12 protein-coding genes are annotated in these 15,754 nt (G+C 68.0%); 5 read left to right on the top strand and 7 right to left on the bottom strand.

Going from position 1 to position 15,754, the window contains the following annotated elements:
- Positions 1 to 14 precede the first annotated feature (14 nt).
- Positions 15 to 773 carry an SDR family NAD(P)-dependent oxidoreductase gene (locus GNX95_RS28575; protein WP_187369717.1) on the top strand — a complete coding sequence of 253 codons (759 nt, stop codon included), beginning with the start codon at positions 15 to 17 and terminating at the stop codon, positions 771 to 773.
- Here GNX95_RS28575 and GNX95_RS28570 read toward each other — a convergent pair.
- On the bottom strand, positions 688 to 1,965 hold the full coding sequence (locus tag GNX95_RS28570; RefSeq protein WP_163510724.1) for an MFS transporter: 1,278 nt from the start codon (positions 1,963 to 1,965) through the stop codon (positions 688 to 690). The two genes, GNX95_RS28575 and GNX95_RS28570, sit on opposite strands and share 86 nt — an antisense overlap.
- Entirely contained in the window at positions 1,962 to 2,699 is a 738-nt protein-coding gene (locus GNX95_RS28565; protein WP_163510723.1) for an MBL fold metallo-hydrolase, read from the bottom strand. The genes GNX95_RS28570 and GNX95_RS28565 overlap by 4 nt, the downstream gene beginning before the upstream one ends.
- An 87-nt stretch (positions 2,700 to 2,786) precedes the next feature.
- Between GNX95_RS28565 and GNX95_RS28560 the strand changes: the two genes are divergently transcribed.
- The 3 genes from GNX95_RS28560 (at position 2,787) to GNX95_RS28550 (ending at position 5,873) form a co-directional block, all read left to right on the top strand.
- Positions 2,787 to 3,356, top strand: a complete 570-nt coding sequence (locus GNX95_RS28560) for an ABATE domain-containing protein (protein WP_163510722.1) — start codon at positions 2,787 to 2,789, stop codon at positions 3,354 to 3,356.
- A 9-nt stretch (positions 3,357 to 3,365) separates the two neighbouring features.
- The gene (locus tag GNX95_RS28555; protein ID WP_163510721.1) at positions 3,366 to 3,737 is read left to right on the top strand and encodes a MerR family transcriptional regulator; all 372 of its coding nucleotides are present in this window, start codon (positions 3,366 to 3,368) and stop codon (positions 3,735 to 3,737) included.
- Between the two features lie 141 nt (positions 3,738 to 3,878).
- Complete coding sequence (locus GNX95_RS28550) at positions 3,879 to 5,873, top strand: protein meaA (protein WP_163510720.1); 1,995 nt, start codon at positions 3,879 to 3,881, stop codon at positions 5,871 to 5,873.
- A 592-nt stretch (positions 5,874 to 6,465) separates the two neighbouring features.
- On the opposite strand, the gene GNX95_RS28545 is transcribed toward GNX95_RS28550, so the two are convergent.
- The 5 genes from GNX95_RS28545 to GNX95_RS28525 form a co-directional block, all read right to left on the bottom strand.
- Positions 6,466 to 7,230 carry an ABC transporter ATP-binding protein gene (locus GNX95_RS28545; RefSeq protein ID WP_163510719.1) on the bottom strand — a complete coding sequence of 255 codons (765 nt, stop codon included), beginning with the start codon at positions 7,228 to 7,230 and terminating at the stop codon, positions 6,466 to 6,468.
- Positions 7,227 to 7,979 (bottom strand): ABC transporter ATP-binding protein, encoded by a 753-nt coding sequence (locus GNX95_RS28540; protein WP_246281790.1) that lies wholly within the window; start codon positions 7,977 to 7,979, stop codon positions 7,227 to 7,229. The genes GNX95_RS28545 and GNX95_RS28540 overlap by 4 nt, the downstream gene beginning before the upstream one ends.
- 89 nt (positions 7,980 to 8,068) lie before the next feature.
- The gene (locus GNX95_RS28535) at positions 8,069 to 9,775 is read right to left on the bottom strand and encodes a branched-chain amino acid ABC transporter permease (RefSeq protein WP_163510717.1); all 1,707 of its coding nucleotides are present in this window, start codon (positions 9,773 to 9,775) and stop codon (positions 8,069 to 8,071) included.
- On the bottom strand, positions 9,772 to 10,722 hold the full coding sequence (locus GNX95_RS28530; RefSeq protein ID WP_222854012.1) for a branched-chain amino acid ABC transporter permease: 951 nt from the start codon (positions 10,720 to 10,722) through the stop codon (positions 9,772 to 9,774). Before GNX95_RS28530 ends, GNX95_RS28535 begins: the two co-directional genes overlap by 4 nt.
- A gap of 95 nt (positions 10,723 to 10,817) precedes the next feature.
- Positions 10,818 to 12,041 (bottom strand): branched-chain amino acid ABC transporter substrate-binding protein, encoded by a 1,224-nt coding sequence (locus tag GNX95_RS28525; RefSeq protein WP_163510716.1) that lies wholly within the window; start codon positions 12,039 to 12,041, stop codon positions 10,818 to 10,820.
- A gap of 387 nt (positions 12,042 to 12,428) precedes the next feature.
- Here GNX95_RS28525 and GNX95_RS28520 point away from each other — a divergent pair, with 387 nt between their 5' ends.
- Entirely contained in the window at positions 12,429 to 15,236 is a 2,808-nt protein-coding gene (locus GNX95_RS28520; RefSeq protein WP_163510715.1) for an FAD-binding and (Fe-S)-binding domain-containing protein, read from the top strand.
- Positions 15,237 to 15,754: the final 518 nt, after the last annotated feature.

Genomic DNA, 15,754 nt, shown 5'->3' with positions numbered 1-15,754 from the left:
TTTAGCGTCCGGTCATGACGGATTCCCTGCAGGACAAGGCCGTGGTCGTCACCGGCGCCGGATCGGGCATCGGCAGAGCCACCGCACGCGCCTTCGCCAGCGCCGGAGCGCAGGTGCTGGCCGTTGGTCGTACGAAGGAACGGCTGGTCGAGACGGCCGGCGACGATCCGCGGATCACGCCGTACGCGGCCGACATCACCGAGGAGCCGGACGCGGTCGTCGATGCCGCGGTCGGCGCGTACGGCCACATCGACATCATCGTGAACAACGCGGCCATCATCGGTGGCGGCGCGCTGGGCGAGCACGACCGTGTGCAGGTTGAGCGGATCTTCCAGACCAACCTGTTCGCGCCGGTCTTCCTCACCCAGGCCGCGCTGCCGCACCTGTCCGACGGCGGCACGATCGTCAACCTGAGTACGGCGATCATGCACGGCCTGCGCGCGTGGCCGGGCGCGTCGATCTACGGCGCGTCCAAGGTGGCGCTGGAGTTTCTCACCCGTACGTGGGCCGTCGAGCTGGCGCCGCGGCGCGTCCGCGTCGTCGGCATCGCGCCAGGCATCATCGCGACTCCGGTGCTGGTCAACAATGGCGTGCCGGCCGAGCAACGAGCCGCGATGCGCGCCGCCGCCGAGGAGTTCACGCCGCTCGGCCGCATCGGTCAGCCGGAGGAGATCGCCTGGTGGATCCTCAACGCGTGCCGCGACGAGGCCAGCTTCGCGACCGGTTTCGTACTGGCTGTCGACGGTGGCGTCGCGGTGAGTAAGGGTCCCTAGCGATCGCGGCGATGGCTGGCACGAGCGCCAGCGACACCGCCGCACCGGCGAGGGCCAGCACCGGAAAGCTGCTCGCGGCGACGACCAGGCCGGACACCATCCCGCCGGACGCACCGGCGATGGAGATGGCCACGTCGACCAGCCCCTGCGTCTTCGCCCGACTGGCCAGCGGCACCGAGTCGGTGAGGATCGCCGTGCCGGTGACCAGGCCGAAGTTCCAGCCCAGACCGAGCAGCGCGAGCGCCACGGTGAGCAGCGCGACCGAGTCGTACGGCGCCGCCGCGGCCAGGATGCCGGCCGCCAGCAGCGCGACCAGCGACGCGACCGCCATCGCGAGGCGGCCATAACGGTCGACCAGCCAACCGGTCAGCGGCGACGGCAGGTACATCGCGCCGAAGTGCACGGCGATGACGAAGCCGGACGCCGCCGCGCCGTGGCCGTGGTCGTGCATGTGGACCGGCGTCATCGTCATGACGCCGAGCATCACCAGCTGCGTCACGACCATGACCAGGGCGCCGGTCAGTACGCCGGAACGCCGCCGCACGCCACCGTCGGTCGCCGGCGGATCGTCGTGCGCGAGCAGCAGCGGATCCGGCCGGAGCCAGACCGTCAGCACCAGCGCGGCGACGCCGTACACGGTGCCGGCCAGCAGGAACGGTCCGGTCAGGTATGGCACGCCGACGGCGTGCGCGAGGTCGCCGGTCGGGGCCGCCAGGTTGGGGCCGACCAGGCCGCCGATCGTGGTCGCGACCAGCACGATCGACACCGCTCTGGCGCGATGCGCCGGAGCGGCCAGGTCGGCACCGGCGTAGCGCGCCTGCAGGCTCGTCGCCGCGCCGGCGCCGTAGATGGACAGTGTGAGGAACAGCAGCGGCACGCTGCCGATCACCGCGGCGGCGACCACGCCGGCGCTGCCGACCGCGCCGGCCAGATAGCCGGCCGCGAGTCCCGGCCGGCGGCCGCGCGCCTGCGAGATGCGTCCGACCGCGATCGCGGCGAGCGCCGAGCCGGCCGTGCCGAGCGCGCTGGGAAGGCCGGCCAGGCCGGTCGAGCCGAGCATCTGCTGGGCGATCAGCCCGCCGGAGGTGACGCCGGCGGCGAGGCCAGCGCCACTGAGCACCTGCGCGACGACCAGCACGGTCAGCGTGCGGCGTTGGGTACGCGCGCGCGGAGGATCCGCGACAGTCGTCATGCCAGCCGGTCGGCGAGGCCGGCCTCGGCGAAGGCGGCGACCAACACGTCACGACCTTCGGTGAAGTGCGCCCAGCTGTCGCAGTGCACCGGCACGACCCGGCGCGCGTCCAGGATCCGCGCGGCCTCGGCGGCCTGTGCGCTGTCCAGCACGAGCGGCTCGTTGTCGAACAGGTTGGTGAAGCGCGGCGCGCCGGCGAACAGGATCGCTGTGTCGATCGGGCCGAACCGCTCGGCGATCTCCTTGACCGCGACGAGTGACGCGTTGTCGCCGCTGACGTACACGGTCGGCAGGTCCTTACCGGTCAGCACGAAACCGGTGACCTGGCCGGTGACCGGCTCCACCTCCTCGGCCGTGCCGGGGCCGTGGACCGCCGGTGCGCCGGTCACCGTGACACGACCACCGGCCAGCTCGATCGCCTGCCAGTTGGCCAGTCCGGTGACGCCGAGGCGTACGGCTCCACTCGTTGTCGTGAGCGTGAGTGGCACGTCCGCGAGCAGTGCGCGGCCAGAGTGGTCGAGGTTGTCGGGATGCTCGTCGTGCGAGAGCAGGACCACGTCGACCGCTCCCAGCTCGGCCGGCGTGACCGGCGCCGGTGCCGTCTTGGTCAGGCCCGTACCGGCGGCGGCCGGATAGTCGCCCGGCCCGTCGAAGGTGGGGTCGGTGAGAAACCGCAGGCCACCGTACTCGAAGAAGGCGGTCGGTCCACCGATCACGCGCACCGGAAACGTCATGGAAGCTCCTCACGGATTAGTCACGGTCTATCCGTGAGAAGACGCTAGCCGTACCTCACGGATAAAGGCAAGCGTTAACATGAGAAGGTGGAGGAGATCGTGCCGGCGGCCGGCGCCGAGCAGTACGTGGCGCTCGACTTCGCGGACAGCGCGCTCGCGCTGCCTGGCGGCCAGTTCATCGACCTGCTCGGCACGCCGGCGCAGGCCAACCGGTGGCTGGCCGAGCGTGGCCTGGCGCCGGAGGACGCCGGCCTGGCCGAGATGTGTACGGCGCAGCTGCGTTCCCTGCGTGAACAGATCCGGTCGTTGCTGGCCGCGCGGGTGGCCGGTGCGCCGGCTCTGCCGGCTGCCTTGGCGGCTGTCAACGACGCGATGACCCAGGTGCCGACGGTCGCGCTGCTGCTGTGGGACGACAAGGAGGGGCCACGGCGCGAGGTGCCGTGTCCGACCAACCAGATCCTGGACCACGCGCTCGCCGCGCTGGCCGCCAACGCCGCCGACCTGCTGACCAGCGAGGACGCCGAACGGCTGGCGATGTGCGGCTCGCCGCCGTGCAACCGCTATCTGCTGCGTCACGGTCGCCGGCAGTGGTGCTCGGTGCGTTGCGGCGATCGCGCGCGAGCCGCTCGTTCGTACGCTCGCCGCGCGCGTGCCTAGTGTGGAGTTATGCGGATCGGTGAGTTGGCCGAGTTGGCGGGTACGACACCGCGCGCGTTGCGGCACTACGAGGAGCATGGCCTGTTGGAGGCGGCTCGGGCCGACAACGGCTATCGCGACTACGGCGTCGAGGCCGTCAACCGCGTACGCAACATCCGGTTTCTGATCGAGGCCGGGCTGACCGTCGAGGACGTGAAGCGGTTTCTGCCGTGCCTGGACGGTGACGTCGCCAGTTCGCATCCGTGTCCGCCGGGGGTCGCCGTCGTCAAGCGCCGGCTCGCGTCGCTCAACCGGCGCATCGACGAGCTGACCCAGACGCGCGACCGGCTCGGCTCGATCCTCGACGAGGTCACGAAACCGCAGCTCAGCCAGGTGTCCTGAGCCGGCCGCGGGCCAATCGGGTCCCACCGCTGAGGGGGCCTGTGCCCAACCTCACGGAGTGATCCGATGCGCCTTGCCGCCGATCTGAATCGTTACCCGTCAGTAGACTTCCGGCCAGTCGAGCACGGAAGGTGACGTCCAGTGCCCTACCCGAGCAGTCCAGGTGAGCGCGACCGTCCGTGGGTCATGCGCACGTACGCCGGTCACTCGACGGCCAAGGAGTCCAACGAGCTCTACCGGCGCAACCTGGAGAAGGGCCAGACCGGCCTCTCGGTGGCCTTCGACCTGCCGACGCAGACCGGCTACGACCCCGACCACGAGCTGTCCCGCGGCGAGGTCGGCAAGGTTGGCGTGCCGGTCGCGCACATCGGCGACATGCGCGCGCTCTTCGACCAGATCCCGCTGGCCGAGGCCAACACCTCGATGACCATCAACGCGACGGCGATGTGGCTGCTCGCGCTATACCAGGTGGTCGCGGAGGAGCAGGGCGCCGATGCGCGGCAACTCGCCGGCACGACCCAGAACGATATCATCAAGGAATACCTGTCCCGCGGCACATACGTCTTCCCGCCCGGGCCCAGCCTGCGGTTGATCACCGACACGGTGGCGTACGCGGTGAACGCGGTGCCGAAGTGGAATCCGATCAACATCTGCTCGTATCACCTGCAGGAGGCCGGCGCCACGCCGGTGCAGGAGGTCGCTTTCGCTTTGTCCACGGCGATCGCGGTGCTCGACGCGGTCCGCGACTCCGGTCAGGTGGATCCCGGCGACATCGGCAAAGTCGTCGCGCGCGTCTCGTTTTTCGTCAACGCCGGCGTACGTTTCGTCGAAGAGATGTGCAAGATGCGCGCGTTCGTCCAGCTGTGGGACGAGCTCACCGCCGAGCGTTACGGCGTGACCGATGCGAAGCAGCGGCGTTTTCGTTACGGCGTACAGGTGAACTCGCTCGGCCTGACCGAGGCGCAGCCGGAGAACAACGTGCAGCGGATCGTGCTGGAAATGCTCGCGGTGACGCTGTCCCGCGATGCGCGCGCACGGGCCGTACAGCTGCCGGCCTGGAACGAGGCGCTCGGACTGCCGCGGCCGTGGGACCAGCAGTGGTCGCTGCGGTTGCAGCAGGTGCTCGCGTATGAGACGGATCTGTTGGAATACGACGATCTTTTCACCGGCTCACACGTGGTCGAGGCGATCGTCAAGTCCATTGTGGACGGTGCGCGCGAGGAGATGAAGCGCGTACAGGAAGTGGGCGGCGCGGTGGCCGCGGTCGAGTCCGGCTACATGAAGTCCGAGCTCGTACGCTCGCTGACGGCTCGCCGTGCGCGGATGGAGACCGGCGAGGACGTGGTCGTCGGCGTCAACAAGTTCACTTCCACGGAGCCGAATCCGTTGACCGCCGACCTCGACACGGCGATCCAGACGGTCGACAAGGCCGTGGAGCAGCGGTGCGTTCAGGCCGTACGCGAATGGCGTTCGCAACGTGACGCGGCGGCCGTCGACGAGGCGTTGCGCGGCTTGGTCGAAGCGGCGAAGGGCTCGACCAACCTGATGGAGGCGACGCTCGCGTGTGCGCGGGCCGGTGTCACGACAGGGGAGTGGGCCGGTGCTTTGCGCGAGGTTTTCGGCGAATATCGCGCGCCGACCGGGGTCAGCGGCGGAGCGGGGACCGCGGTGAGCGCCGATATCGAGGCGGTGCGGGAGAAGGTGCGGTCGACCGGTGCGAAATTGGGGCTGCGGCTGAAGATGCTGGTCGGCAAGCCCGGTCTGGACGGCCACTCCAACGGCGCCGAGCAGGTGGCCGTACGCGCGCGTGACTGCGGGTTCGAGGTTGTCTACCAAGGCATCCGGCTGACACCGGCGCAGATCGTGGCGGCCGCGGTGCAGGAGGACGTACACGTCGTCGGGCTGTCCGTGCTTTCCGGCTCGCATCTGTCCGTCGTGCCGGACGTGCTGGCCGGATTGCGCGAGGCGGGAATGGACGACGTGCCGGTGGTCGTCGGCGGGATCATCCCCGACTCCGACGCCGCGGAGCTGCGCCGGATCGGCGTCGCCGAGGTCTTCACACCGAAGGACTTCGACCTGACCGGCGTACTCGACCGCGTCGTCGAGCAGATCCGTAAGGCGCGGGGTCTGGCGTAGAGGCGGCGGGGGTGACCTGGTGTCCGATAGCTGGGCGCTAGGGGCGCTCTGTCGGAGGAGGCATGTGTCGTTAGGCGCTTGCACTGATTGCTTGGTTGGTGCTGGCGTTTTGGGTGGGTGGCGGCGCCTTCGCGGCGGGCGACCTCAAGGGGAGGGCGCGGGGTCTGTTTGTGGCTGGGTTGGGTGCCGCGGTGCGGTTTTGTAGGTGGGGTGGTCCGGCTTGTTCGTTCTCCCCGACGGGGGCGAACGAACAAACTGGACATCGGTGTGGCTGAGCAGCCGCCGTGTCCGCCGGTTCGGCTGTCGGCGGGGCTTGCGGTGGCGAAACGTCCAGATTTGATGTCTTGTTAGGCAAGTATTGCAGCTGCGGGACGCCTCAACCGAGTCCTCAGCCACAGGAGTCACATCCGCAACATCCTCGATGCAAGTAAGGCCTCCTTGCGTGTGCTGGATGCACGCAAGGAGGCCTTGCTAGCATCGCCTAAACCGGCAAGCCAGACATTTATCGCTACAAGCGCGTAGTCGGCCCTATCGATAGGTCGCATGGCCACCATGCGTGCGTCCAGCGCACGCATGGTGGCCATGCGGACTTTCAGTCCTCGCCGAGGTAGGCCTTGCGGACCTTGGGGTTGCCCAGCAGCGCCGAGCCGGTGTCCGACAGCGAGATCCGGCCGATCTCCAGTACGTGGCCATAGTCGGCGAGCTCCAGCGCGGCCTGCGCGTTCTGCTCCACCAGCAGGATCGTCGTGCCGAGGCTGCGCAGCTCGGCGAGCGTGTCCATGATCCGCGCCATCATGATCGGCGACAGGCCCATCGACGGCTCGTCGAGCATCAGCAGCTTCGGCGCCGACATCAGGGCCCGGCCGATCGCCAGCATCTGCTGCTCGCCGCCGGAGAACGTGCCGGCCGCCTGCTTGCGCCGCTCGGCCAGCACCGGGAACAGTGTGTACGCCTTCTCCAGCTCGGAGTTGAAGCCGCCTTTACGCGCGTACGCACCGAGGAGCAGGTTTTCCTCCACGGTCATCCGCGGAAAGATGTGCCGACCCTCCGGCACGTGCGCGAGACCGCGCTCGACGATCCGGTGTGCCGGCACCTTGTCGATCCGCTCACCCTGGAAGGTGATCGAACCGGCCGCGGTCGGCAGCAGGTTGGAGATCGTCCGCAGCGTCGTCGTCTTGCCGGCGCCGTTGGTGCCGATCAGGCTGACCAGCTCACCCTCGCCGACGCTGAAACTGATCCCCTTGACGGCCTTGATCTTGCCGTATGCGACCTGCAGGTCCTTGACCTGCAGGATCGGCTCGCGGGCCGGCGGGTCGGACGGCGGCTTGTCAGGTGGTGTGTCGAGGTACGTACTCATCGGCCGGCCTCCTGGTTGTGCGTGGGCCCGCTGCCGATGTACGCCTCGATGACCCGCTCGTCGGACTGCACCACGTCCGGCGTGCCTTCCACCAGCACCTCGCCGCGGACCAGGCAGCTGATCCGGTCGCAGAGCCGGAAGATGAAGCGCATGTCGTGCTCGATGACCACCACCGCGATGCCGCGCTCGCGGATCGCGAAGATCAGGTCGGTGGCCTCGCCGGTCTCCTGCGGGTTCATGCCGGCGGTCGGCTCGTCCAACAGCAGCAGGCCCGGCTCGGTGGCCAGCGCGCGGGCGATCTCCAGCCGCCGCTGGTCGCCGTAGGACAGGTTGCGCGCGAGGTGGTCGGCGGAGTCGGTCAGGCCGACGAAGGACAGCAGGTCGCGCGAGCGCTCCAGCGTCTCCTTCTCCTCGCGCCGGTAACGCGGCCCGTGCAGGATCGAGGTGAGGACCCCGGACCTGGTCCGGCAATAGCGGCCGACCATCACGTTTTCCAGCGCGTTCATGTTGCCGAACAGCCGGATGTTCTGGAACGTACGCGCCACGCCGGCTCGGGTGACCGCCGCCGGCTGCGGCTTGAGCACCTGGCCCTTGTAGCGCACGACGCCCCTGGTCGGCCGGTAGAGGCCGGTGAGGCAGTTGAAGAACGTCGTCTTGCCGGCGCCGTTCGGGCCGATCAGGCCGACGATCTCGCCCGGGTGTACGGCGAAGTCGACGTTGTTGACGGCCACCAGGCCGCCGAACCGCATCGTCACACCTTGCGCTTCAAGGACGGCGGAGGGGTCGGCCGGCTGATTCGGTGGTTGGGGCGGACCGGTGGGCGCGGTGGCTGGCGCGGTCATGCCTTCACCACCGCCTCCACGTCCTTGAGCTCGGTGTCGGCCACCTGGGTGTCCAGCTCGCTCGCTAATTCCTCGTCCTCCTCGTGCAGCTCCAGCTGCCGCCGGCGGCTGGCGATCATGCCTTCCGGCCGGAACCGCATCATCACGACCAGCAGGAGGCCGAACAGCAGCAGCCGGTAGTCCTGGAAGAACCGCAGCTTCTCGGGCAGCAGCTTGAGGATGACGGCGCCGAGCAGGACGCCGCCGACCGTACCCATGCCGCCGAGTACGACAGCGGCGAGCAGGAAGGCCGACTCCAGGAACTGGTATTGGTCAGGCGTCACCGACACGTCGTGATGCGCCTTGATGGTGCCGGCCAGGCCGGCCAGGAACGCGCCGCCGGCGAAGGCCAGCAGCTTGAGCGCGAAGGTGTTCACCCCCATCGCCTCGGCGGCTCGCTCGTCCTCGCGGATCGCCACCCAGCCGCGGCCGATCCGCGAGTCGTTCATCCGGCTGAAGGCCAGTACGACCAGGCCGGCCACGACCAGCAGCAGGAAGTAGTAGTTGGCGAACCGGCCGAGGCTGATGCCGAAGATCACGTGCGGCTGACCGAAGTCGAAGCCGAACACGTTCAGGTCGGGGATGTTCGGGATGCCGTTGGGGCCGTGGGTCAGGTTCGGACCGTTGGTGCCGTCCAGGTTGTTCATGGTGAGCCGGAAGATCTCACCGAAGGCCAGCGTCACGATGGCCAGGTAGTCACCGCTGACCCGCAGCGTCGGGCTGCCGATGATCAGGCCGAAGATCGCCGCGACCAGCGCGCCGATGACCATCACGACGATGAACGGTGGATGCCAGCCGATGGTGGCGAAGGCCGAGGCCGACATCATGGCGCCGACGTACGCGCCGGTGCCGAGGAAGGCGATGTAGCCCAGGTCCAGCAGGCCGGCCAGGCCGACCACGATGTTCAGGCCGATCGCGGTGATCGCGAAGATGACCACCTGGGTGGCGATCGACATGTTGGCGTCGCTGCCGTTCTGGGTGAACGGGAAGGCGAACGCGGCGACTACCGCGGCCAGCAGCGTGACGCGGCGGTAGGTGATGAAGGCCAGGTTGAGGAAGCCGAGCAGGCCGAACGACCGGGTGACCAGCACCAGCCCGGTGACGAACACCAGGAAGGTGACGAAGACCCAGGCGTCGTCCTGGTTGAGCAGGTACGCGGCCGCGTACAGCGCCACGCCGAGCGCGACGGCGATCATCAGGATCTGGACCCAGCCGGGCACGTTCCAGCGCAGCCGCGCCGGCGGCTCGTCCGGCAGCGCCCGGCTGGCCAGCAGCAGCACCAACGCGCCGACCGCCGGCACGTACGCGCCGGGCTCCAGGTTGACCAGGCCGCCGAGCTGGATGGTGATGGCCGCCATGACCAGCCAGACCACCAGGAACGAGAAGAGGCCGAGCGTACGCGTGGTCGCCGCGCCACCAGGCAGCGTGTCGCGCAGCTTGGTGCGCTGCACGACCAGGAAGAACACCGCCAGCACGCCGAGCGCGAGCGTCCAGTACTGCAGCGGTGCCGGGTTGAAGTAGAGGGTCAGGTCGCCCAGGATGGTCCGGTCGTACGTCCAGCGCAGCAGGCCACCGAGCGCGACCAGGATCGCGCCGGCCAGCGAGAGCGGCCACGCGACCTTGCCGAGGCCGGCGCGCAGCCATCCGTCGATGCGGTTCGTCATGCGCGGTCCACCACCCGGGCGCCGAGCAGGCCCTGCGGCCGGAAGACCAGCACCAGGATGAGGATGGCGAAGGCCCACACGTCCTTCCAGGCGCTGCCGCCGAACTGGCCGGGGATGTACTGGGTGGCCATCGTCTCGACCAGGCCGAGCACCAGGCCGCCGACCACCGCGCCGTTGATGTTGCCGATGCCGCCGAGCACCGCGGCGGTGAACGCCTTCAGGCCGGCCAGAAAGCCCATCCGGAAGTCGATGTTGGTGTTGATCAGGCCGTGCGCGATGCCGGCGATCGCGGCCAGCGCGCCGCCGAGCGCGAACGCGATGACGATGATCCGGTCGACGTTGATGCCCATCAGCCGTGCGGTGTCCGGGTCCTGCGAGGTGGCCTGCATGGCCCGGCCGGTCTTGGTCTTGTTGATGAAGTAGTAGAGAAACGCCGTGCAGATGATCAGCGCGCCGAGCGTGAAGATCGACGCGCGTTGGATGTCGACGCCCGCGACGTTGATCGCCGGTCCGGTGATCACGTCGATCTGCGGGAACGGGATGGCGCTGGTGGCGCTCGGAAATCCCGGGATCTCGCCGTAGAACAGCCGGACGGCCTCCTGGAGGAAGACCGATACGCCGATCGCGGTGATCAGTGGCGCCAGCCGTGGCGCGTTGCGCAACGGTCGGTACGCGACGCGTTCCATCAGTACCGCTATGCCGACCGAGCCGCCGATGGCACCGAGGATCATGAACGGGAACACCCACAGAGCGGTGTTGTCCTTGAACAGCGCCAGCCACACCGTCAGGCTGCTGAACGCGCCGATCATGAAGACTTCGCCGTGCGCGAAGTTGATGAGTTGGATGATGCCGTAGACGACGGTATAGCCGACCGCGATGAGCGCGTACAACGCACCCAGCGACAACCCGTTCACGAGTTGCTGGAGCAGCTGCTCCACTACCTGCACGTGTGACCTCCGTGGTACAGCCCGGGATGTGGGCCTGGAGTTGGTTGGCGGACGAAGGGGCCGGACGGTCGGCCCGGCCCCTTCGGTGGTGCTGCTCAGTCCTTGAACTCTCCGGTGTTGACACCCTTCCAGGCGTTGCTCTTGTCGACCTGGTAGACGGTCAGCGTCTTGTTGGTGGTGTCGCCGTACTGGTCGAAGGAGACCTTGCCGGAGACACCGTCGATGGACACCGAGCCGAGCGCCTTGACGGTCGCCTCGCGGGCGGACTTGGCGTCGGCGGCGTTGGCCAGCGAGGTCTTCAGCGCGGCGATGATCGCGTTGGCGGCGTCGAAGGCGTACGCGCCGTAGGAGGAGTTGTCACCCTTGTAGCCGCCGGCCTTGTAGTCGGCGATGTACTGCTTGGCCGCCGGCAGCTGGTCCAGCGGAGCGCCGACCGAGGTGGCGTAGTTGCCGGGGGCCGCGTTGCCGGCCAGCTTGAGGTAGTCGGCCGAGTACATGCCGTCGCCACCCATCAGCGGGACGTTCAGGCCGGCGGCCTTCATCTGCTGGGTCAGCGGTCCGGAGGTCGGGTATTCACCGCCGAAGTAGAGCAGCTGCGGCTTGGACGGTGCGATCTTGGAGATCACCGAGCTGTAGTTCTTGTCGTCCGGGTTGACCGTCTGCGCCGACACGACCGTGCCACCGAGCTTCTTGAACTCGGCGGTGAACGTCTCGACCAGGCCCTGGCCGTAGGTCTTCTTGTCGTGCACGGTGGCGACCTTGGTGAACTTCAGCGTGTTGTAGACGTACCGCGCCGCGAACGGGCCCTGCACGGCATCGGTGGTGCAGGTGCGGAAGTAGTTGGCGTACGGCCGCTTCTTGCTGGTCTTCCAGTCCGCGCCCTGGGTCAGGGTCGGGTTGGTGTTGGCCGGCGAGATCTCCGCGATGTTGGCCGCCGACAGGACCGGCTGCACGCTCTGGCCCACGCTGGAGTTCAGCGGGCCGACCACGCCGACCACGGCAGGGTCGTTGGCCAGCTTGGTGGCCGCGTTCTTTCCGGTGTCCGGCTTGGCCTCGTCGTCGAGGTCCTCCATCTGCAAGGTCCAGCCCGGCACGGCCTTGTTGGCGTTGGCCTGCTTGATGGCCAGCGCGACCGAGTCGCGGATGCCGGTGCCGATCGCGGCCAGGTCACCTGACAGCGGAGAGATGACACCGATCTTGGCGACTTTGCCTCCGGTGTTGCCCGTACCTGTGTCGCCGCCCCGGCTGCCACAGGCCGTGAGCGCGAGCGTGGCCGCAGCCAGCAGCGCGCCGACACGGACGATTCCACGATGGTGCACTTTGTTCCCCTCCAGATCTTCGCGGACCGGGGATTTCCCCTGCCGCAGGTGGCCCGAAAATAGTCCATGGACAGTCACTACGTCCGCGCTTTGGCAAGTGTTGTCCGAGGAAATGCCCAGGCGGGTGGTCTTAACGTGTCAGTACATTCGCCTTTAACGTGTTGGTACGTCGGATGGAAATCCCACCGAAACCTCGGGATCCGGCGGCTGATTTCCCGTAGTGTAAGGGAGTTTTGTCGTTGCGTGACCGGAACGGCGAACAGCGCTGTCCGGCTTGGGTGGACTGCGCGGGAATGTCGGAGGTTCACCGATCCCTTTTGAGGCATTGACTCTTTCGCCGCGTGTCTTCGGCGTGTCCCCGGCCGGGGTTGCCGGCAGGATGGTGGGATGACCGACCGGGAACTGGCGATGGCCCTGCGCGCGGCGGTACGTGGCTCGGTGCGGTTTGACGCGGCGACCCGTGTCGTGTATTCCACCGATGCCTCCAACTATCGGCATCTGCCGATCGGCGTGGTGGCGCCGGTCGACGCCGACGACGTGCTCGCGGCGCTGGAGGTGTGCCGGAGGTTCGGCGCTCCGGTGTTGTCGCGCGGTGCCGGCACCAGCATCTGCGGCCAGGCCGCGAACACCGCGGTGGTGCTCGACTTCCATCAATACATGAACCAAGTCGTGCGGATCGATCCAGAATCCGCGACCGCGGTCGTCCAGCCAGGTGTGGTGCTCGACGATCTGCGGGCGGCGGCGCGGCCGTACGGACTCACTTTCGGGCCGGATCCCTCGACACACAGCCGATGCACCGTCGGCGGCATGATCGGCAACAACTCGTGCGGCTCGCATTCGATCGCCTGGGGGAAAACCGACGTCAACGTGTCCACATTGGACGTGGTGACCTACCGCGGCGACCGTGGCGTGGTGGGGCCGGCTACAACGTTGTATTCGCTGGATTCCTTTGTGGACCGGGTCGCGCCGGCGGTCCGCGAACTGTCGCCGCTGACCCGTCGCGTGTCCGGCTACAACCTGGGCCAACTGCTGCCGGAGAACGGTTTTCACGTCGCACGCTCGCTGGTCGGCAGTGAGGGGACGTGCGTCACCGTACTGGAGGCCGAGGTGCGGCTGGTGCCGAGCCCCGCGCACCGCGCGCTTGCCGTGCTCGGTTTTCCCGACGCGTACGCGGCCGCTGACGCGGTGCTGTCGGTTCGCGACCTGCGACCGCTCACCATCGAGGGCATGGATTCGGGGTTGATCGCCGCGTTGCGGTCGGCTCGGCCGGCGGAGACGGCGTCGCGTGCGCTGCCGCCCGGTGGTGGCTGGCTCTACGTCGAGACCGGCGGCGATTCGGTTTCCGGGGCGAAAGCGGCGGCCGAGGCGATCGTACGTGCAGTACGGCCGCCGTCGTCGGCGGTGATCACCGATCCGGTGGCGCAGAAAGCGCTGTGGCGGATCCGCGAGGACGGTGCCGGCATCGTGACGCGCAGTCCGTCCGGCGGTGAGGCGTGGCCGGGTTGGGAGGACGCGGCCGTGCCTCCGGAGGTGCTGAGCAGTTATTTGCGCGATTTTGACGCGCTGTTGGCGCGGCACGGCAGGAATGGCGCGTATTTCGGCCATTTCGGCGAAGGATGCCTGCACGTACGCATCGACTTCGATCTGCTGACCATCGCCGGGGTCCGGAATTTCCGGGTGTTTCTTGAGGAAGCGGCTGACCTGGTCGCGTCGTACGGCGGGTCGCTGTCCGGCGAGCACGGTGACGGACAGGCTCGTGCCGAGTTGCTGCCGCGGATGTACTCGCCGGCCATGATAGACGCTTTCGCGGCGTTCAAACGGATCTGGGACCCGGACGGGATGATGAACCCGGGCCGGCTGGTCGATCCGGCGCCGGTGGACCAGGACCTGCGGGTCTTCGTCGGGACGCCGACGGTCGGACCGCCGTCGCTGGCTTTTTCCGCCGATTCCGGCAGTTTCGCGTCCGCCACCCGCCGGTGCGTCGGCGTCGGAAAATGCCTTTCCGCCGACGGGGGCGTGATGTGTCCGAGCTATCGCGCGACCGGCGAGGAACGGCACTCGACCCGCGGCCGGTCGCGGCTGCTTTTCGAGCTGGCCAGCGGCAAGGTGCTGACCGACCGGTGGCGGTCGGAGGAGGTGCGCGAGGCGCTCGATCTTTGCCTGTCGTGCAAGGGATGCAAGAGCGACTGTCCGGTCAGCGTCGACATGGCCACGTACAAGTCGGAGTTTCTGCACCGGCACTACGCCGGCCGGCTGCGGCCGGCTTCACACTATTCGATGGGATTCCTGCCGCTCGCCCTCGCCGGTGTGTCCGCTTTTCCCGGCGCCACCGCGATTTTCAACCGGCTGGCCGGCGGCTCGGTGGCGAAGACGCTCGGCGGGATCGCTCCTGAGCGGGTCGTACCCAAGCTAGCGCCGAAACCGTTTCTGCGTCCGACGCGGCGTACGCGCGTCGCGCCACCGGACGGCCGGCCGCGCGTACTGCTGTGGCCGGACACTTTCACCAACTACTTCGACCCGTCGATCGCCGTGTCGGCCGTGTCCGTCCTGCACCGGCTCGGCTATCACGTGGAGGTGCCGGACCGTCCGGTCTGCTGCGGCCTCACCTGGCTGTCCACCGGCCAACTCGACACCGCTCGCCGGGTTTTGCGACACTCGCTGGACGTTTTGCGGCCATGGCTGACCGACGGCGTACCCGTCGTGGGTCTGGAGCCGAGTTGTACGGCTCTGCTGCGCTCCGATGTCGGTGAGTTGCTGCCTTCGTACGACTTCGATCCCGCCTCGGTGCTGACCTTCGCCGAACTCCTGCACCGACACCTCGACAGCCTTCCGTCGGTGCCGGTGAAAGCGATGGCGCAGGTGCACTGCCATCAACACGCCGAAACCGGTTTTTCGGCGGATGCTTCGGTGCTTTCCGCGCTGGGCGTGGACCTGGACGTGCTGGACTCCGGCTGCTGCGGCCTGGCCGGAAACTTCGGCTTCGAGCGCGGCCATTACGAGGTGTCGATGGCGTGCGCCGAGCGGAAACTGCTGCCGGCTGTGCGAGATGCCAGCGCTGACACCGAAATCCTGGCGGACGGCTTCAGCTGCCGTACGCAGATCCGGCAGGCGAGTGGTCGTGAGCCAGTTCATCTGGCCCAGCTGGCAGCGCGAGGCTTCGCATGGCCGAAGGGGCTACGGCGTTCCATTATGTAAGCGCAAAGGTCGATTATGTGAGACCGAGGACGACATGCAGCGCTAAATGTCCGCCTTGAGGGGTCCGCTGATGGCGTGGATGCCGAGTTACTAGCGCTAGACGCAAGAAACAAGGCTTTCACACCCGCATCTCGACCGGATGCTGTGACTGGCGTGACTGCTGAGGCGAGCAATGCTGTTGTTAGCAAGCCAGGAAGACGCAGCCCCGCCCACAACCGCCACCCGCACCCCCAATGCACACGATTGGCGTCCACGCGCCCCCTCCCTTGAGGTCGCCCTCCGCGCAGGAGCGCCCGCCGCGCAGGCGAAAAACCAACCACCCACCCAACGCAACAACCAGAAAACCCGACCACCCGCCCAACGCAACAACCAGAAATCCCAATCATCCCCAAAACCGCAACAACCAGAAGGCCTGACTACTTTCACCCGCACCAGTCAAGGACCGCCGCCACTCCATCACCACCCCAAGCCGCCCGCAACCACTCCGCCGCGACCGCACCAGAAACCCTCGCAACCAA

The organism is Fodinicola acaciae, from assembly GCF_010993745.1.
GTDB lineage: Bacteria > Actinomycetota > Actinomycetes > Mycobacteriales > HKI-0501 > Fodinicola > Fodinicola acaciae.
The sequence above is the reverse complement of the archived record's forward strand: the minus strand, read 5'-3'. Positions and strand labels throughout refer to the sequence as shown.